18 protein-coding genes are annotated in these 17,909 nt (G+C 71.5%); 10 read left to right on the top strand and 8 right to left on the bottom strand.

Features of this window, described 5'->3' with window-relative positions; translation table 11 throughout:
- Positions 1–30: 30 nt before the first annotated feature.
- Positions 31–987 (bottom strand): glycine betaine ABC transporter substrate-binding protein, encoded by a 957-nt coding sequence (locus tag ACWC21_RS23285; protein ID WP_450884718.1) that lies wholly within the window; start codon positions 985–987, stop codon positions 31–33.
- Between the two features lie 306 nt (positions 988–1,293).
- Here ACWC21_RS23285 and ACWC21_RS23280 point away from each other — a divergent pair, with 306 nt between their 5' ends.
- From ACWC21_RS23280 to ACWC21_RS23265, 4 genes are read left to right on the top strand one after another with little or no spacing between them, the layout of a single operon-like run.
- Positions 1,294–3,927, top strand: coding sequence for an ATP-binding protein (locus ACWC21_RS23280; RefSeq protein ID WP_450884717.1), 2,634 nt, complete (start codon positions 1,294–1,296; stop codon positions 3,925–3,927).
- The gene (locus tag ACWC21_RS23275; protein ID WP_389146482.1) at positions 3,924–4,400 is read left to right on the top strand and encodes a roadblock/LC7 domain-containing protein; all 477 of its coding nucleotides are present in this window, start codon (positions 3,924–3,926) and stop codon (positions 4,398–4,400) included. Before ACWC21_RS23280 ends, ACWC21_RS23275 begins: the two co-directional genes overlap by 4 nt.
- A 49-nt stretch (positions 4,401–4,449) precedes the next feature.
- Positions 4,450–4,866, top strand: a complete 417-nt coding sequence (locus tag ACWC21_RS23270) for a DUF742 domain-containing protein (protein ID WP_450884716.1) — start codon at positions 4,450–4,452, stop codon at positions 4,864–4,866.
- The gene (locus ACWC21_RS23265) at positions 4,853–5,458 is read left to right on the top strand and encodes a GTP-binding protein (RefSeq protein ID WP_450884715.1); all 606 of its coding nucleotides are present in this window, start codon (positions 4,853–4,855) and stop codon (positions 5,456–5,458) included. The genes ACWC21_RS23270 and ACWC21_RS23265 overlap by 14 nt, the downstream gene beginning before the upstream one ends.
- Before the next feature lie 9 nt (positions 5,459–5,467).
- On the opposite strand, the gene ACWC21_RS23260 is transcribed toward ACWC21_RS23265, so the two are convergent.
- From ACWC21_RS23260 to ACWC21_RS23230, 7 genes are all read right to left on the bottom strand, one after another.
- Positions 5,468–6,136 (bottom strand): ABC transporter permease, encoded by a 669-nt coding sequence (locus ACWC21_RS23260; RefSeq protein ID WP_389146477.1) that lies wholly within the window; start codon positions 6,134–6,136, stop codon positions 5,468–5,470.
- Positions 6,133–6,849, bottom strand: a complete 717-nt coding sequence (locus tag ACWC21_RS23255) for an ABC transporter permease (RefSeq protein ID WP_450884714.1) — start codon at positions 6,847–6,849, stop codon at positions 6,133–6,135. The genes ACWC21_RS23260 and ACWC21_RS23255 overlap by 4 nt, the downstream gene beginning before the upstream one ends.
- Entirely contained in the window at positions 6,846–7,976 is a 1,131-nt protein-coding gene (locus ACWC21_RS23250) for an ABC transporter ATP-binding protein (protein ID WP_450884713.1), read from the bottom strand. Before ACWC21_RS23250 ends, ACWC21_RS23255 begins: the two co-directional genes overlap by 4 nt.
- Positions 7,977–8,153: 177 nt before the next feature.
- The gene (gene msrB / locus ACWC21_RS23245) at positions 8,154–8,561 is read right to left on the bottom strand and encodes a peptide-methionine (R)-S-oxide reductase MsrB (RefSeq protein WP_450884712.1); all 408 of its coding nucleotides are present in this window, start codon (positions 8,559–8,561) and stop codon (positions 8,154–8,156) included.
- 13 nt (positions 8,562–8,574) lie between these two features.
- Positions 8,575–9,963 (bottom strand): UDP-N-acetylmuramate--L-alanine ligase, encoded by a 1,389-nt coding sequence (gene murC / locus ACWC21_RS23240; protein WP_450884711.1) that lies wholly within the window; start codon positions 9,961–9,963, stop codon positions 8,575–8,577.
- A gap of 346 nt (positions 9,964–10,309) precedes the next feature.
- Positions 10,310–10,783 (bottom strand): indole-3-glycerol phosphate synthase, encoded by a 474-nt coding sequence (locus tag ACWC21_RS23235; RefSeq protein ID WP_450884710.1) that lies wholly within the window; start codon positions 10,781–10,783, stop codon positions 10,310–10,312.
- Between the two features lie 96 nt (positions 10,784–10,879).
- The gene (locus ACWC21_RS23230) at positions 10,880–11,710 is read right to left on the bottom strand and encodes a pyrimidine reductase family protein (RefSeq protein WP_450884709.1); all 831 of its coding nucleotides are present in this window, start codon (positions 11,708–11,710) and stop codon (positions 10,880–10,882) included.
- Positions 11,711–11,967: 257 nt separating this feature from the next.
- On the opposite strand from ACWC21_RS23230, the gene zapE reads away from it, so the two are divergent.
- The 6 genes from zapE to ACWC21_RS23200 all read left to right on the top strand — a co-directional run bounded on the left by zapE (position 11,968) and on the right by ACWC21_RS23200 (position 17,895).
- Positions 11,968–13,080, top strand: coding sequence for a cell division protein ZapE (gene zapE, locus ACWC21_RS23225; protein WP_450884708.1), 1,113 nt, complete (start codon positions 11,968–11,970; stop codon positions 13,078–13,080).
- A 185-nt stretch (positions 13,081–13,265) separates the two neighbouring features.
- Positions 13,266–13,655, top strand: coding sequence for a hypothetical protein (locus tag ACWC21_RS23220; protein WP_450884707.1), 390 nt, complete (start codon positions 13,266–13,268; stop codon positions 13,653–13,655).
- A gap of 82 nt (positions 13,656–13,737) precedes the next feature.
- Positions 13,738–14,319, top strand: a complete 582-nt coding sequence (locus ACWC21_RS23215; RefSeq protein WP_450884706.1) for a carbonic anhydrase — start codon at positions 13,738–13,740, stop codon at positions 14,317–14,319.
- Between the two features lie 17 nt (positions 14,320–14,336).
- On the top strand, positions 14,337–15,818 hold the full coding sequence (locus ACWC21_RS23210) for a SulP family inorganic anion transporter (RefSeq protein WP_450884705.1): 1,482 nt from the start codon (positions 14,337–14,339) through the stop codon (positions 15,816–15,818).
- 181 nt (positions 15,819–15,999) lie between these two features.
- Complete coding sequence (locus tag ACWC21_RS23205; protein ID WP_450884704.1) at positions 16,000–16,860, top strand: slipin family protein; 861 nt, start codon at positions 16,000–16,002, stop codon at positions 16,858–16,860.
- Between the two features lie 156 nt (positions 16,861–17,016).
- Entirely contained in the window at positions 17,017–17,895 is an 879-nt protein-coding gene (locus tag ACWC21_RS23200) for a PPK2 family polyphosphate kinase (protein WP_450884703.1), read from the top strand.
- The last annotated feature ends 14 nt before the right edge of the window (positions 17,896–17,909 follow it).

The raw sequence follows: 17,909 nt of genomic DNA, 5'->3' as shown, positions 1-17,909 counted from the left end.
CCTTCGGCGCTCGTGTTCAAGGATGCCCGGTCAGTCGAGGCCGGCGGACTTCAGCCAGGCCTTGGCGACGTCCAGCGGGTCCTTGTTCTGCGACTGCACCTGGGTGTCCAGGTCCAGCAGCGCGGCCGTGTCCAGCTTCGCGGAGACGGCGTTGAGGGTGTCCACGCCCTTCTGGTTCAGCGCGCTCTTGTAGACCAGCGGCTGCACGTTCTCGAACCCGAAGAGGTTCTTCGGATCCTGCAGGACGACGAACTTCTCCTTGGCGATGGTCGGGTCCGTGGTGAAGATGTCCGCGGCCTGCACGGTGTTCTTCGCCAGCGCCGTCTGGGTCAGCGTGCTGCCCGCGTCCAGCGCCTTGAAGGACTTGAACTCAAGGCCGTAGACCGACTTCAGGCCGACCAGGCCCTGCTGCCGGGTCTGGAACTCCGGCGAGCCGCCGATGACCAGGTCCTTCGCCACGTCCTTGAGGTCGGCGACGGAGGACTTCGCGGTGAGGTTGTACTTCGCCGCCGTCTCCTTGTTGACGGTGACGGAGTCCTTGTCCTGGGCCGATGCCGGCTTCAGCAGCGTCAGTTTCGAGTCGAGCTTGGCGTTGATGGCGTCCGTGGTCTCCCCGACCGTCTTCGGGGTGGCCTTCGGGTCGAGGTAGGCCAGCAGCGCGCCGTTGTACTCGGGCAGGACCGAGATGCTGCCGTTCTTGAGCAGGCCGTAGGTCGTCTCGCGGCTGCCGATGTTCGGCTTGTATTCGACCTTGATTCCCTTGGCCTTCAGGGCCTCACCGTAGATGTCGGCGAGCAGGGTGCTCTCGGGGAAGTTGTTCGAGCCGACGACGACGGTCCCGCCGGTCGCCTTCTTGCCTGCGAGCGGGTCGTCGGACTTGTCGGAGGAGGAACAGCCCGCCAGCAGGGCCGTCGCCGTGGCCAGCACGGCAATCGCCGCGCCGGGGTGTCTGCGGAATGACCTGCTGGTGTGGGTGTTGGTAGTCACGGTTCCCGTTCCGGGCTCAGATGGTGCGATGGACAACGTGCACAGCGTGGAACAGCTCTGAGACTGATCCAATCCAGGCTGTTCTCGGTCAGTCAAGAGTGTTCTGGTCACCGATTGACTTCGGTCGGTGGCTAGTTGTGTAGCACAAGCGGTTCATTTGTAACGGATTCTTGACATGCGTGCTGGTGATTGACCCTTCAAGGACGCTGTAGTCTCACGGCCGTTGACGTCGGTCACAGCGGTGTACGGGGCCCGCTTCGGTGTCGTTGCTCATTCAGGTGGAGACACCCCTACCTAGGAGGCCCAGTGTCCACGAACGCTGTGGACGCGCCCGCCCGGGGCTTTGCCGACCGCTGGCCCTTCCGGCGCAAGCTGAACATCCTGGTCGGCGTGCCCCTCGCGGTGATCGCGGCACTGCTGTCCTACCCCATCACCGACCTCCTCCAGGAGTCGGGCGGCGCCGGGTCGGCGGCGCGGCTGGTGCGCGACAGCGCCCAGGTCGCACGGCTGGTGAACCTGGTGGAGACCGAGCACCAGCAGGCCATCCTGCTCTCGGTGCGCTACGAGGCGGGTGACGGCAGGCCCTCCCCGAGGAGCTACCGGGCGGCGCAGAAGGCGGTCGACACCCAGGTGGAGAAGGTGCGCGGCACCTTCGGCGGCCGGCTGCCGGCCACGGAGGCGCAGGCACTGCGGCAGGTCGAGGGCCTGAGCAGCCTGCGCCGGACCGTCGAGGGCGGTTACTTCCCGGCCGACAACATCGACCCCGCCTACACCAACGCCTCGCAGGACCTGATCGACGGACTGGACCTGGACCGCAACGTGTCCCTGGCCTCGACGTTCACCGGCAGCCTGCTGGACTCGCTGCTGCGCGCGGACGCGGCCCACAGCTCCTTCGAGACCAGCGTGTTCTCGGCGACCACCGGGGACACCAACGCACTGATCGAGTTCACCGGCGCGGTCGGCGCCTACGACCTGTACCAGCACCAGGCGGACCGGTTCTCCCGGTTCGCCAGCGCGGACCAGGCCGAGGCGCTGGCCGGGATCGAGCACACCGCCGCGCAGCGCGACATCGCCGAGTCCTACGCCGAGCTGCAGATCGACCCCGGGAGGCTGGAGTCCGGCGGCCAGGCCGAGACCCGGGCGGCGGTCAAGGAGGCGCTGAAGGACTACCCCGACTACCCGGCACAGGCCGCGGCCCGGCTGAAGATCACCACCTCGCTGATCGACCGGATCGCCGACCGGGCCGACGCGGCGTCGAGCTCCGCCCAGTGGCGGGCCGGGCTGCTGCTGAGCGTCGCGCTGATCGGCTTCGCCCTCTGGCTCGCCTTCGCCTTCGTGGTGCGCCGTTCGGTGATCCGGCCGGTGCAGGCCCTCACCGATGCGGCGCAGGAGGTCGCCGACGTCGCGGGCCGGGAACTGGCCCGGGTGGCCGACGACGACTCCGAGGACGACGGACCGCCCCGGCTGCGGGACATGCCCGTCACCGCGCGCGACGAGATCGGCGACCTGGCCGGCGCCTTCAACCGCGTACAGACCAGCGCTGCGGCGCTGCTGGAGCGGCAGGTGCTCAGCCGGCGCAACGTCGCGGAGATGTTCGGCAACGTCGGCCGGCGGGTCAGCAACCTGACGACGCGGCAGCTGGCACTGATCGACGCCGTGGAGCGGGGCGAGACCGATCCGGCGCTGCTGGAGCGGCTGTACTCCATCGACCACATCGCCGTGCGCCTGCGCCGCAACGCCGACAGCCTGATGCTCCTGGCCGGCATCCGGGAGACGGTCCTGGACGCCGGGCCGACCGCGCTCAGCAATGTCGTACGGGCGGCGCTCGGACAGATCGAGGGCTACCAGCGGGTGCGGCTGCACGCGGCGGCGGACGCGATGATCGAGCCGGACATCATCGGCGACCTCACCCTGATGGTGGCCGAACTCCTCGAGAACGCGGTGTCGTTCTCGCCGCAGGGCAGCCCCATCGAGGTGACCGTCAGCTCCGGCGCGGCGGGCACCCACGTCGTCATCACCGACCACGGCCTCGGCATGAGTGCCGAGCACCTGGCGGAGGAGAACGCCCGCCTGATCCGCCGCGAACGCCTGGACCTGGTACCGACCAAGGTCCTCGGTCTGTTCGTGGTCGGTACGCTGGCGCGCCGCTGGGACATCGGGGTCGAGCTCTCCCGCACCCCGGGCGGAGGCGTGACGGCGGAGGTCACCCTGCCGGCCCGCCTGCTGCTGACCGTGCCCGCCGGCGGTTCGGCGGGGAGGGACCTTTCCGACGGGCCCGTTCCCACTGAGGCCGCGACGGCGACCGCCGGCCACGGAGCCACCGGTGCGACGGCGACGACCGCCGTCCGGACCGCCGGCCGGGCGGCGACCGCCGGCCTCGCGGCTTCCGGCACGGCGACGGCGACCGTCGACGGGGCCCGGTCCACTCCGGCGGCTGCCGTCGACACGGCTTCCGGCGCGCCGGCGACCGACGGTGCCCCGGCACGCTCCCACTCCCCCGCCGCGCCCCTCGGTTCGACGCCCACCGCCCCTCCCGTGGCTCCCACCGCCCCCGGGACCTCCGACGCGGGCCCCGGGCACGACCGTCCCTCCCCGCTCCCCCGGCGGGCCCCGCGCCGGGAGTCGCCGGGCGAGGACGGGACGGGCGCCGGCGCCGGGACACCTCCGCCCGCCGAGGGCGCCTCCCGCCCCCTCCACCGCCGGGTACGCGGAGCGACCCTCCGCACGACCGCCGGTGCCGCCCACGTCGTACCGCAGGTGGCACGGACCGTCGACGCGGACGCCGTACGCGACGCGCTGGAGGAGTTCGAGGCAGCGGTGGAACGCGCCCGGCGGGACAGCGACACCGGTGACTTCCCGCGACCCGACCTGACCGGCGGGACCGGAACGACGCACCACGCGCACGACCAGAACCACCACCCGGAAGGAGCCGAGCAGTGAGCACGTCGACAGGTGACACCCCGACGGGCGGCACCAAGCCGACCGATCTGCAGGCCGCCGCAGCCGACTTCAATTGGCTGCTCAAGCGATTCGCAACCGAGACGGCAGGTGTCGTGGACGCCATCGCCGTGTCCTCCGACGGGCTGCTCATCGCCGTTTCGGAGCTGCGCGAGCGCGCTCACTCCGAACGGCTGGCCGCGATCGTCTCCGGCATCACCAGCCTGGCCGCCGGCGCCTCCGGCAACTACGGGCTGGGCAGTCTCAACAAGGTCATCATCGATCTGCAGGGCGGCCACGTCATCGTCTCCGCCATCGGCAGCGGCGCCGTCCTCGGCGTGGTCGCCGACAAGGAGGCCAAGCTCGGCAACATCGCGTACGAGATGACGCTGTTCGCCAACCGCGCCGGCGCCGCGCTCAGCCCCCAGCTCGTGCTGGAGCTGAAGAACACCGTCGGCGTTCCGTCGACGCGCTGACCGCCGGCGCGGTCGGCACGAGACAGCCGAGAGAGGAAGACACGCAGTCATGGCGGACGGCTCCCCGCCCCCGGGCCCCGACCCGGTGGGCCCCGCCCCCGCCGTACGGCCGTTCCTGGTCACCGCGGGCCGGGTCGCGGACAGCGGCTCCGGGCGGACGGTGCCCGTCGAGACCCAGGTGGTGGCCACCGCCGCCGGGCTCGACGCGCTCGAGACGCTGTCCTTCGAGCAGCACGACATCGTCGCCGCCTGCCGGCTCCCGCAGTCGATCGCGGAGCTGGCGGCCCGGCTGCGACTGCACCTCAACGTGGTCCGCGTCCTGGCCGAAGATCTGCGCGCGGCCGGGCAGTTGACGGTGTGCGTGCCCGACTCCGACGCCACCCACGACGCGTCCGTCCTGCGCAGGGTTATCGATGGCCTCCGCGCCATCCCCGACTCCCGGGGAGTACTGAGTGACACCGACTGAAGTTCCGACCGGCGGCCCCGCCACGCGGTCGGCCGTGGTACGGCCCCCGCTGCCGGTGAAGATGGTCGTCGCGGGCGGTTTCGGCGTGGGCAAGACCACCGCCGTGGGCGCGATCTCGGAGATCGAGCCGCTGACCACCGAGGCCGCGATCACGGAGGTGGCGGCGGGGGTGGACGACCTCTCGCACACCCCGCGCAAGACCACCACGACGGTGGCGATGGACTTCGGCTGCATCACCATCGACCCGACGCTCAAGCTGTACCTGTTCGGCACGCCCGGGCAGGAGCGGTTCGGGTTCATGTGGGACGACATCGTCGAGGGCGCGGTCGGCGGGCTGGTCATAGTCGACACCCGCCGCCTGGACGACTGCTACGCCGCCGTCGACTACTTCGAGCACAAGGGCATCCCGTTCGCGGTGGCGGTCAACGCCTTCGACGGGATGGTGCAGCACACCCTGGAAGAGGTCCGCTGGGCGCTCGACGTCACCGACGGTGTCCCGGTGCTGGTCTTCGACGCCCGGGAACGCGGCTCGGTGCGGGACGCGCTGCTCGTCGTACTGGAGCTGGCGCTGGCCCGCACCGAGGGACGCTGAAGGACGGGCTCAGGCCGCGCGGCGTACGCCCGGTGACACCGCGATCCTGTTCACCAGCGAGAACACCGCGAGGGTGACCAGCGCCAGTCCCGCAACCAGGGTGGCGCCGCCCACCACCTTCGCGTAGCTGCGCTGGGCGAGGCCGTCGATGATGTACCGCCCGAGCCCGCCGAGGCTGACGTAGGCGACGATGGTGGCCGTCGACACGATCTGGATGGCGGCCGAGCGCAGCCCGCTGAGGATCAGCGGGAGCGCGACGGGCAGTTCCACCTGGAACAGGATCCGCGGCTCCCCCATGCCCATGCCCCGCGCGGCGTCCACCGGCGACGGGTCGACGGAGCGCATCGCCTCGTACGTGGTCACCAGGATCGGCGGCACGGCGAGCGCGACCAGCGGGATCATGACGGGCACCAGGCCGAAGCCGATCAGGACGAACATCAGCACCAGCAGACCGAAGCTGGGCAGCGCCCGCGCGGCGGTGGCGACGAGCGCCAGGACGTTGCCGCCACGGCCCGTGTGCCCGGTGAGCAGACCCACCGGCAGGCCTATGGCGGCGGCGATGGCCAGGGCGATCAGTGTGTACTGGACGTGCTCGCGCAGCCGGGTCGGGATGCCGTCGTAGCCGTGCCAGTTGGCGTTGTCACTGAAGAAGGCGTTGACGAAGTGGAGTACGTTCATCGGACGGCGTCCTCCAGGGCGGCCGCGGCCGGTTCGGGCCGGGCCTCGGCGTCGACGGGGCGTGCCCTGCGGGTGCCGCGCGGCATCCAGGGCGTCAGGAGCAGACGGACACCGACCAGAACGGCGTCCGCGAGGACGGCGAGGACGGCCGAGCCGATCACCGAGAGCCAGATCAGACGCGGCTGGTGGTAGGTCATGCCGTCGTGGAGCAGGTTGCCGAGGCCGCCCTGGTTGCCGATGAGCGCGCCCACGCTGACGAGTGAGATGCTCGAAACGGTCGCGACCCTGAGGCCCGCGAAGATGGCGGGAACGGCGATCGGCAACTGCACCTGGAGGTAGCGGCGTACGGGCCCGAAGCCCATGGCGGTGGCGGCGGCGAGGGTCTCCTGCGGCACCGAGCGGACGGCGTCGACGATCGCCGGGACCAGAACCACCAGGCTGTAGAGGGCCAGTGGGATCATCACCGTGGTCTCGGTCTGGCCCGTGTAGTCGATGAGGACGACGAACAGGGCGAGCGAGGGAATCGCGTACACCACGGTCGTCACCCACAGCACCGGCGCGTACAGCCAGCGCAGCCGCACGCACAGCTGGGCGACCGGCAGGGCCACCAGCAGGCCGGCCAGCACCGGCAGCAGGGCCTCCCGAAGGTGCAGTCCGACCAGGCCCCAGTAGCTGTTCTGAAGGTCGCTCGGAAGATGGAACAGGCCGTTCATCCGGCCACCTTCGCAGCGGTGGGTACCTCCGCGTGGGCCTCGCGGATGGCCTCGCCGATGGCCTGCTGCGAGACCACCCCGACGACCCGCCCGCCGTCGTCCACGGCGACCGCCCAGCCGGTCGGGGAGAGCACGGTGCCGTCGAGCGCGTCCCGCAGCGAGTCCCGGCCGGCCACGAAGGGCCGCCCGTACGACAGCAGTCGCTCCGGCGCGATGTCGCCGGCGGTGAGGTCCTGCGGCCTGCTCCAGCCGAGCGGGCGGCCGTCGAGGTCGGTCACGAGGACGTAGGGCGCGTCGGCGGTGCCGCGGGCGGCGATGCGCTCGGCGTTCGCGTCGACGGCGACGACCGGGGCGGTCTGCAACCGCAGACCGGCGGAGGAGAAGAAGGACAGCCGGCGGATGCCGCGGTCCGTGCCGAGGAAGTCCTCGACGAAGGAGTCGGCCGGGGCGGACAGGAGTTCGGCGGGCGGGGCGAACTGGGCCAGGTGGCCGCCGGTGCGCATCACGGCGACCATCGTGCCCAGTTTGACGGCCTCGTCGATGTCGTGCGTGACGAAGACGATCGTCTTGCCCAGCTCCTCCTGGATACGCAGCAGTTCGTCCTGCAGGCCCTTGCGCACCACCGGGTCGACGGCCGAGAACGGCTCGTCCATCAGCAGCACCGGCGGGTCGGCGGCCAACGCCCGTGCCACGCCGACGCGTTGCTGCTGCCCTCCGGAGAGCTGGTAGGGGTAGCGCTTGGCGAGCGAGGAGTCGAGCCCGACCCGTTCCATCAGTTCCGCCGCACGACCCCGTGCCCTGTCCTTGCTCCAGCCCAGCAGACGGGGCACGGTGGCGATGTTGTCGATGATCGTGCGGTGCTGGAAGAGGCCGGCGTTCTGGATGACGTAACCCATGGACCGGCGCAGGGTGTTGACCGGCTGCTTCTGGATGTCGACGCCGTCGATCAGGATGGTGCCCTCACTCGGCTCGACCATCCGGTTGATCATCCGCAGGGTAGTGGTCTTGCCGCAGCCGGACGGGCCCACCAGGACGGTGATCGAGCGGTCCGGAATCTCCAACGACAGCCGGTCGACCGCCACCGTGCCGTCCGGATACCGCTTGGTGACTGAATCTATCCTTATCAAGGCGCCGCATACCCTTCGGGTGTGGCAGAAGCTGCCCGTTCTCGGCCAAGTTCGTCATCGTTCGAGCCGTTGCGGGGAGCAGTCTAGACCTTGAGTGTTTCAGTACTTCGACGGCCGGCGCGCCGGGTGCGCCGGTGACCCGTGCGCCGGTGCGGGCGCACGGGAGGCCTGCCGGAGTCAGCCCTCGTCCGGGGTCAGCCGCAGCGAGATGCTGTTGATGCAGTACCGCTGGTCCGTGGGGGTCGGATAGCCCTCGCCCTCGAAGACGTGCCCGAGGTGGGAGCCGCAACGGGCGCAGCGGACCTCGGTACGGACCATGCCGTGGGAACGGTCCTCGATGAGCTCCACGGCGTCGGTGTCCTTCGGGTCGTAGAAGGACGGCCAGCCGCAGTGGGACTCGAACTTGGTGCCGGAGGTGAAGAGCTCGGCACCGCAGGCGCGACAGGAGTACACGCCCTTGGTCCTGGTGTCGGTGTACTCACCGGTGAAGGCGGGTTCCGTGGCGGCCTGCCGCAGGACGGCGTACTCGGCCGGGTTCAGCTCCGCGCGCCACTGCTCGTCCGGCTTCTCGACGTCGTACGACATGAGTCTCAGCCTCTCACTTCGACAGCTGGTCCAGGATCAGCGGGCCGAGGTCGGTGACATCGCCCGCACCCATCGTGAGAACGAGATCACCGGCCTTCGCCATTCCCGCGACGACCGCCGGCGCCTGCTCCTTGTCGTGGACCGCCGTGACCTCCGCGCCCGCGGCCCGCGCCGCGTCGATGATCAGGTCGCTGGTGACGCCGGGGACCGGGTCCTCGCGGGCCGGGTAGATGTCGAGGACGACCGAGGCGTCGGCGAGGGTCAGGGACCGGCCCATCTCCTTGCCCAGCTCCTGGGTGCGGGAGAACAGGTGCGGCTGGAAGAGGACCAGGATCCGGGCGTCGCCCGCGGCCGCGCGCATCGCCTCCAGGTCGGCGGTCATCTCCGTGGGGTGGTGGGCGTAGGAGTCGATCACCTGGACGCCGGCCGCCTCGCCCTTGAGCTGCAGCCGCCGCTTGACGCCCGTGTACGCGGCCAGCGCGGGGGCCAGCTCGGCGGCCGGGACGTCCAGCGCCGCGCCCGCCACGAGCGCGGCCACCGCGTTGAGCGCGTAGTGGCGGCCGGGGACGGAGACCGTGAAGGTGAGTTCCCGCCCGTCCAGGAGGACGGTGACCTCGCTCTTCAGTCCCTGCGGGACGATCGACAGGACCCGTGCGTCCGCGTCCTCCGCCTCTCCGTACGTCACCGTCCGCACCGATCCGGCCAGGCGCCGGGTCAGCTCCCGGGCGCCCTCGTGGTCGGCGGAGATCACCAGCGTGCCGCCCGGCACGATACGGCCGGCGAAGGTCTCGAAGGACTCGTAGATCTCGTCCATCGAGGCGTAGTTGGCGTGGTGGTCCAGTTCCACGTTGAGGACGATCGCGACCTCGGGGGCGTACTTGTGGAAGCTGCGGTCCGATTCGTCGGCCTCGGCGACGAAGATGTCGCCCTCCCCGTGCAGGGCGTTGGAGCCGGGCGCGTCCAGGTCGCCGCCGATGGCGTAGGACGGGTTCAGGCCCAGCTCGGTGAGCGACACCGCGAGCATCGACGTCGTCGTGGTCTTGCCGTGGGTGCCGGCGACCGCGATCGGGCGCAGCCCGTCCATCAGGGCGGCGAGGGCGTCGGAGCGGTGCACCACCGGGATGCCCAGTTCGGCGGCGCGGACGAGCTCCGGGTTGTCCTTCCGGATCGCCGACGACACGACCACGCAGGTGGCGTCCTCGGCGAGGTGCTCCGCCGCGTGCCCGATGTGCACGGTCGCGCCCAGTGCCCGCAGCGCCTCGGCGGTCGCCGACTCCTTCGCGTCGCTGCCCGCCACCTTGGCCCCGCGCTGCGCGAGGATCTTCGCGATACCCGACATTCCGGCGCCGCCGATGCCGATGAAGTGCGGTCGGTCCATGGCGGGGGGAAGGCCGGCTGCCATGTGCGTATCTCCCAAGATCCGGTACGACGGTGAGCGCCCCCACCCTATAGCGGGTGCCGTGCGGCGGGCGCGAGTGCGTCGCCGCCGGTGGGGCGACCCCGCCGACGGAGACGGGCCGCTCACGGGGTGCGGCCCACCCGCGCGGGGCGGGCATCGACGCCGCGGACAGCACCGAGGCGCGGCGGGCACGGACCACCGACGGACGCGAGCGGTTTCGAGGGGCGACCCACCCGCGTCGCGCCGGCGGGCATCGCCGAAGAGGGGCGGATGCGAGCCGCCCGTGCCTCGGGGGGCGCGGGATCACGCCCCCCCGCCCGCCCCGCACGGCCGAGCCCAGCGGCAGCGGCTACGCCTTGCTGTGCGAGAACAGTTTCAGCACCGGCACCCCCACCTTGTGCCGGGCGCGTGAGGCCCAGTCCCGGTGGAAGAACTCCTCCACGTAGTGGGGGTCGGTCAGCACGATCACCTCGTCCGCCTTGACCTCGTCGACGAGGGTCTTCAGCGCGTCCAGCGGGTGGTCCTCGATCAGCCGGCCCTCCGCCGCGCCGCCCGCCGCGCGCAGTGCCGTCAGGGAGACGTCCAGGGCCTGCCGGCCGAGCGCCCTGGCGTCGTCGCCCTCCGGGGTGGCGCCCTCGCGCGCGGCTTCGTCGAGTTCGCCGAGCGCGATGTCGTCGATGGCCCTGAGCAGGCGGTCCGCCTGGTCGCCGCGTGGCTGGAGCAGCACGTGGAAGGAGACCGGCTCCTCTCCGTGCAAGGTGCTGACGAACTCCACGTCGGCGGACGTCAGGGCTTTCTCGATCATCAAAACGCTTGTGAACACCAGCGCCCCTTCTCCCTCGTGCATCCGCGGGCCTCTTCCTCCGCGAGCCCCGGCGGGCCCCGCGGAAACCATCCTGCCCCGTGATCGCACGGATTTTCAGGACCGACGGTAGCGGCTGAACAGGAATCCGGCCTCTTCCAGCAGGGACACCAGCTCGAACCGCCGGGGCACGGGGACCGACGGCCCGCCGGCGATGCGCTGCGCGTCCCCCGCGGTGAGCATGGGCGAGACGGTCAGGCAGAGCTCGTCGAGCACCTCCGCGGCCACGAGCTGGCCGAGCAGCCGGGGGCCACCCTCGGTGAGCAGCCGGGTGTGGCCGAGGTCCGCGAGGGCCTGGACGGCACGGGCCGGGTCCACCCCCGTCCCGTCGCCCGCCACGACCACCCGGGCGCCCGCCTTCTCCGCGGCGGCGACCCGGTCCGGGGCCGCTGCCGCGCCGGTCAGGATCAGGGTGGGCACCAGGGGCGAGGTGAACAGCGGGAGGGAGAAGTCCAGCTCCAGGCTCGCGGTGACGACCGCGATCGCCGGCGCCGGGCCCTGTCCGGCCGCGGACCGCAGCGCGGCGAACTCCGCCCGTTCGCGGGCCGGCCGGTACCCCTCCTGACGTACCGTTTCCGCACCGACCACGACGACGTCCGCCAGCGCCCGGAGCGTACCGAAGATCCGCATGTCGGCCGCGCTGGAGATGGGGTGCGAGCGGCCCTCGTGCTGGGCCGCGCCGTCGAGGGTGGACACCATGTTGGCCCGCAGCCACGGCACCCGCCCGCCGGGCGCGGCCGGCTCGGGATAGGCGTAGGCGGCGGCGAGCTCGGCGAGAGTCCATTCGTGGTCGGGGCCGGCGCCAGGGGCCCCACCGGACCCCTCGTGGGCGGCGGCACCGATGCTCCGGGCGGCTGTCTCGTCGGTCACAGGGAACAGGCGTCGCATCCGTGCAGTGTGGCACGGCGCCAGGGCCTGTCGTTTGGATCAGGCCGGCTGTGGCTCACGGCGCTCTTCAGTCGGCCCGAGCGGGGTCTGGTGCGTGCAGCTGCAAGGCGGAGGAGGGCGACAACGCGATGGGGGTCCCCCCCGCACGAGCGAAGCCGAGAGTGGGGGAGTCGGCAACCGACGGCAACGCCGCAGATGTCGTGCCAGGCCCCGCGACGCCGGGATGATCCAAACGACAGGGCCTAAAGTAGGGAAGCGTGCCTACCTCCACCGCTGCCTCCGGGATCGGCCCCGTGGCCGACGCGGCCCCCCTGTCCCTCTGTGCCCGTGAGCCGCACGTCCCCGCGGACCGGCTGGTCGCCGAGATGGTGCCGCCGCCGCGCTTCGACTCGGTGCGCTTCGCCACGTACATCCCGGACCCCGACCAGCCCAGCCAGACCGAGGCGGTGGGGGTGCTCGAGGACTTCGCGGGCGGGACCGGCGGCTCGGGCGCCTCGGGCGCGCCCCGGCGGGGGCTGTTCGGCTTCGGCAGGGCCAAGGCACCCAAGGCGCCGGCCGGCCCGCGCGGCGTCTACCTGGACGGCGGCTACGGCGTGGGCAAGACCCACCTCCTCGCCTCCCTCTGGCACGCCAGTCCGGCCGAGCCGTCCCGCAAGGCGTTCGGCACGTTCGTCGAGCTGACGAACCTGGTCGGCGCGCTCGGCTTCCAGCAGACGGTGCGGACGCTCTCCGGGCACAGCCTGCTGTGCATCGACGAGTTCGAGCTCGACGACCCGGGCGACACGGTCCTGGTGTCCACCCTGCTCGGGAGGCTGGTCGAGGCGGGTGTGGCACTCGCCGCCACCTCCAACACGCTGCCCGGCAAGCTCGGTGAGGGCCGGTTCGCGGCGGCCGACTTCCTGCGCGAGATCCAGGGTCTGTCGGCCCATTTCCGCACCCTGCGCATCGACGGCGAGGACTACCGCCACCGCGGGCTGCCCGAGGCTCCGGCGCCGTTCTCCGAGGAGCAGGTGACCCGGGCGGCGCACGCCACCGCGGGCGCGTCGCTCGACGACTTCTCCCGTCTGCTGGACCACCTCGCCCGGGTGCACCCCAGCCGGTACGGCGCGCTGACCGACGACCTGCGGGCCGTGTGTCTCACCGGCGTGCGCCCGGTTCCCGACCAGTCGACCGCCCTCCGGCTCGTCGTCCTCGCGGACCGGCTCTACGACCGCGAGGTGCCCGTCCTGGCCTCGGGGCTGCCGTTCGACCAGCTGTTCAGCGAGGAGATGCTGAACGGCGGCTACCGCAAGAAGTACTTCCGCGCGATATCCCGGCTCACCGCGCTCGCCAGGGACGCCAAGGGCCTGGTGCCGGCCGAGCAGGGCTGATACCGCAACCGGACGCGCCGGTCAAGACTCGGATTCAGCCACTTCACCAGCACTTTCCACGCTCTCTTCCGCGCGTAACACCGAGTTAACCCTGCAAACCGCTTTGCTGAGCTACGGTGCTTCTTGACCATCCATTGACCACCCCTTGGCATGGACCAGAGGCGTGAAACGCGGGAGGGGGGCGCATGTTCCGAGGTACAACGGCCCGTGCCGTGCTCTCCCTCCTGGCCGCGACCCTGCTGGCGCTGCAACTCTTCACTCCCGCCACAGCGTTCGCATCCGCGCACACCTCCCATCATGTGAAGGCCGGGACCCAGCCTGGAATCAAGTCCTCCGCGAAGCAGGCACCCGGTCCCGACACCTTCCGCGACCTGAGTTGCACGGGGGATCCGGCCGGTCCCCCGCACACCCGGGTCCGCCACCGCGCCGCCGCCTCCGGGTGGACACAGCAACGCTCGCTGCCGGCCCGGTCCGCGGCCGCGGACCCGGCGGCCGCGGACCGGGGGACGCACCATCGCACGGCCAGACCCGGGAGACCCCTCTCACCAGCCGCGCTGCAGGTCTTCCGCTGCTGAGAGGGGGCCGCCGTCCTCTCCCCCCACATCCGTCGTGCAAGCCCGACGCGCCACCGAGGCGCGCCAGGAGGAACCCACACACATGCAGCAGCCCCTCATCGACAACGCCCGTACGTTCGGACAACGCCCTGAGGAGTTCGCCAAGCTGGCCGCGGGCCAGTCCCCGCAGGTGCTGTTCATCACCTGCTCCGATTCCCGGGTCGTCCCGGCCCTGATCACGGGCGCCCGCCCCGGCGAGCTCTTCGAGCTGCGCACCGCGGGCAACATCGTCCCCCCGTACGCCTCCGAGCACCCCACCAGCGAGGCGGCGACCATCGAGTACGCGATCGAAGTGCTCGGCGTCCGGGACGTGGTCGTCTGCGGCCACTCCCACTGCGGAGCCGTCGGCGCGCTGGTGCGCGGTGACGACCTCGACGCCGTGCCCGCCGTGCGCGACTGGCTGACGCACGCCACGCCCCGGCCCAAGGGGGCCGTGGAGGATCCGACGGTCGCCGAGGGCGTGCAGAGCCATGTCCTCGCCCAGCTGCTGCGGCTGCGCTCCTACCCGTGCGTGGCCGACAAGCTGGCGCAGGGCAGGCTCGCCCTGCACGCCTGGTACTACGAGGTGCACACCGGCGCCGTACGGACGCACCGCCCGCAGACCGACACCTTCGAGTCCCTGTGAGCGCCCCGATGGCCAATGTGACCCCCATATCCCCGACGCCACCGAAGTCCCGGTTCCCGCACCTCAAGCAGGACTTCGCCGCGTCCCTCGTCGTCTTCCTGGTCGCGCTCCCGCTCTGCGTGGGCGTGGCCGTCGCCTCCGGTGTCCCGGCGGAGCTCGGACTCGTCACCGGCATCGTGGGCGGCATCGTCACCGGGCTGATGCGCGGCAGCAGCCTGCAGGTGTCGGGGCCGGCCGCCGGGCTGACCGTCCTGGTCTTCGAGGCGGTGCAGGAGTTCGGGCTGCCCGCGCTCGGTGCCATCGTGCTGGCCACCGGTCTGCTCCAGGTGCTGATGGGCGCGCTGAAGCTGGGCCGCTACTTCCGGGCCATCTCCGTCTCGGTCGTCGAGGGCATGCTGGCCGGGATCGGCCTGGTGCTGATCGCCGGACAGCTGTATCCGGCGCTGGCCGCCAAAGCCCCCGACTCGGGCCTGGGCAAGATAGCCGGGCTCCCCGGGGCGTTCGCGGACGCCCTCGGGGACACCGGGGCGATGGCCTCCTTCGCCCTCGGCGCGGGCACGATAGCCGTCCTGCTGCTGTGGAAGCACGCACCGGCGAAGGTGCGTACGGTCCCGGGCCCGCTCGCCGCGGTCGGCCTCGCCACGCTGGCCGCCGTCCTCCTGTCGCTGCCCGTGGCCACCGTCGAGGTGAAGGGGCTGATCGACTCGATCCAGCCGCCGCCCCTGGGCACGTTCGGGGACCTGGCGGGCGTCGCGGTGCTCGGCACGATCGTCGCGTTCACGCTGATCGCGTCCGCCGAGTCGCTGTTCAGCGCGGCGGCCGTGGACCGGATGCACGACGGGCCGCGCACCCAGTACGACAAGGAGCTCCTCGCCCAAGGCGCGGGCAACACGATCTGCGGACTGCTCGGCGCGCTGCCGATGACCGCGGTGATCGTGCGCAGCGCGGCGAACGTCCAGGCGGGCGCGCGGACGAAGGCGTCCCGCGTGATGCACGGCGTGTGGCTGCTGCTGTTCGCGGCGCTGCTGCCGCAGGCTCTCGGCTACATCCCGATCCCGGCCCTCGCGGGCATCCTGATCTACTCGGGCGCCAAGCTCGTTCCCGTCCGGGCGCTCGCCGCCCTGTGGCGCGAACACCGCGGCGAGGCGGTGATCCTGACCGTCACGGCGGTCTCGATCGTCTCGGTCAGCATGTTCGAGGGCGTACTCATCGGACTCGCGCTGGCCGTCGTCAAGACCGCCTGGGAGGCCTCGCACGTCAAGCTGGAGGTCGTCGACAAGGGCACCGGCCCGGTCGAGGCCTACCTGACCGGCAACGCGACCTTCCTGCGACTGCCGAAGATCCTCGACACCCTCGAGGCGCTGCCCCAGGACCGGCCCGTCCGACTGGACCTGTCCGGTCTGCACCACCTCGACCACGCCTGCCGCACGGCCCTGGAGAACTGGGCGGAACGGCACAGCGCGGCGGGCACGGAGCCGGTGAGGCTCTTGGCGGCCTGACGACACCCGGGTGGCCGGCCGGTCCGGGCCGTCGAAACCACGGCCCCGGGCCGGCCGGCCACCCGCGCCGCCCCACCACCTGCCGCACCGCCCCACCCGGTCCCGATCGCCGGGACATGGCCTCCGGGCGAACGCGGGCATATCGTTACAAGACGATGCCTCTGGTGTGGAGGAGGTCGTCATGTTCCAGGAACTGGTGGGAGCGATCGTCGCGGCCGGTGCGGCGGGTCTGGTGTACCTGGCCGCGGCGGCGCGGGTCGTCAAGCAGTACGAGCGGGGCGTGGTGTTCCGGCTCGGGCGGGTCACCGACACAGACAGACCACCGGGCTTCACCATGATCATCCCCGGGGTCGACCGGCTGCGCAAGGTCAACATGCAGATCGTGACGATGCCGGTGCCCGCGCAGGAGGGCATCACCCGCGACAACGTCACCGTGCGCGTGGACGCGGTGGTCTACTTCAAGGTCGTCGATCCGGTGAGCGCGATCATCCGGGTCGAGGACTACCGGTTCGCGGTCTCACAGATGGCGCAGACCTCCCTGCGGTCCATTATCGGCAAGAGCGACCTCGACGACCTGCTCTCCAACCGCGAGAAACTGAACCAGGGTCTCGAGCTGATGATCGACAGCCCGGCCGTCGAGTGGGGTGTGACGATCGACCGGGTCGAGATCAAGGACGTGTCCCTGCCGGACACGATGAAGCGCTCCATGGCCCGCCAGGCCGAGGCCGACCGGGAGCGCCGGGCCAGGATCATCAACGCGGACGCCGAGCTGCAGGCCTCCAAGAAGCTGGCCGAGGCCGCGCAGCAGATGGCGGACACCCCCTCCGCCCTGCAGCTGCGACTGCTGCAGACGGTGATGGCGGTGGCGGCGGAGAAGAACTCCACCCTGGTGCTGCCCATCCCGGTGGAACTGCTGCGGTTCCTGGAGAAGGGCGCCCAGGAGAAGGGCCTTGAGGGCAGGGCCCAAGAGGACAAGGCCCTCGAGGAAAGGCGCGCCCCGCAGCAGACCGGCGCCGACGACGTGGTCTTCCGACCGGGATGACGCGACCTGTGCCGCCTCGGGCACCGTCCGGCGTGCCCTGACCGGCCACGTGGCCGCGTACCGGTCCAGGGCACACCGCCGGCCGCTACGGCCGCCGAGCCGGGGAACCCGGTGACGCGGAGGCGACCGAGGGATGCCGGACGGAAGGGGCGCACGGTGGCGAGGAACGGCAAGGACAAGGACACGGACAAGGCGGCCCACCTCCGCGAGCTGCTACGCCTCCCCGTCGGCCGGCCCGTGGACCTCGCCGCGCACGACGCCGGGGCCACCCCCGGCGGCCCCGATGACAAGGCGACCGCCAAGGCCGCCACCGCGCGGGCCGGCAAGCGCCTCGCCGGTCTCCAGGAGCGCCTGTGGGCGGCGGGCGTCCGCGGCGACCGGCGCCGCCTGCTGCTGGTCCTGCAGGGCATGGACACCAGCGGCAAGGGCGGCACCGTCAAGCACGTCGTCGGCCACTTCAACCCGGCCGGCTGCCGGCTCAAGGCCTTCACGAAGCCGACCGACGAGGAACGCCGGCACCCCTTCCTGTGGCGCGTGCGGAAGGCGCTCCCCGAGCCGGGCGAGATCGGCGTCTTCGACCGTTCCCACTACGAGGACGTCCTGATCGCCCGGGTCCACGAGCTGGCCCCGCGCACCGAGATCGAACTGCGCTACCCCCGGATCAACGACTTCGAGCGGGCCCTCGCCGAGGACGGTGTGACCGTGGTCAAGTGCTTCCTGCACATCTCGTACGAGGAACAGTGCCGCCGTCTGCTCAGGCGCCTCGACAATCCGGAGAAGCGCTGGAAGTTCGATCCCGCCGACATCGAGGAGCGCGCCAGGTGGCCCGCCTACCAGGAGGCCTACCAGATCGCCCTGGAGCGCTGCTCGACCGGGGCCGCGCCCTGGTACCTGATCCCGGCGGACCACAAGTGGTACCGCAACTGGGCGATCAGCCGGCTGTTGCTGGCCCATCTGGAGGAGCTGGATCCCGGCTATCCGGCGGCGGACTTCAATGTGGCCCGGTGCCGGGAGCGGCTGCTGAAGGAGGGGTGAACGCGGACCGCGGT

The sequence above is a fragment of the Streptomyces sp. NPDC001348 genome (genome assembly GCF_053597535.1).
The sequence above is the reverse complement of the archived record's forward strand: the minus strand, read 5'-3'. Positions and strand labels throughout refer to the sequence as shown.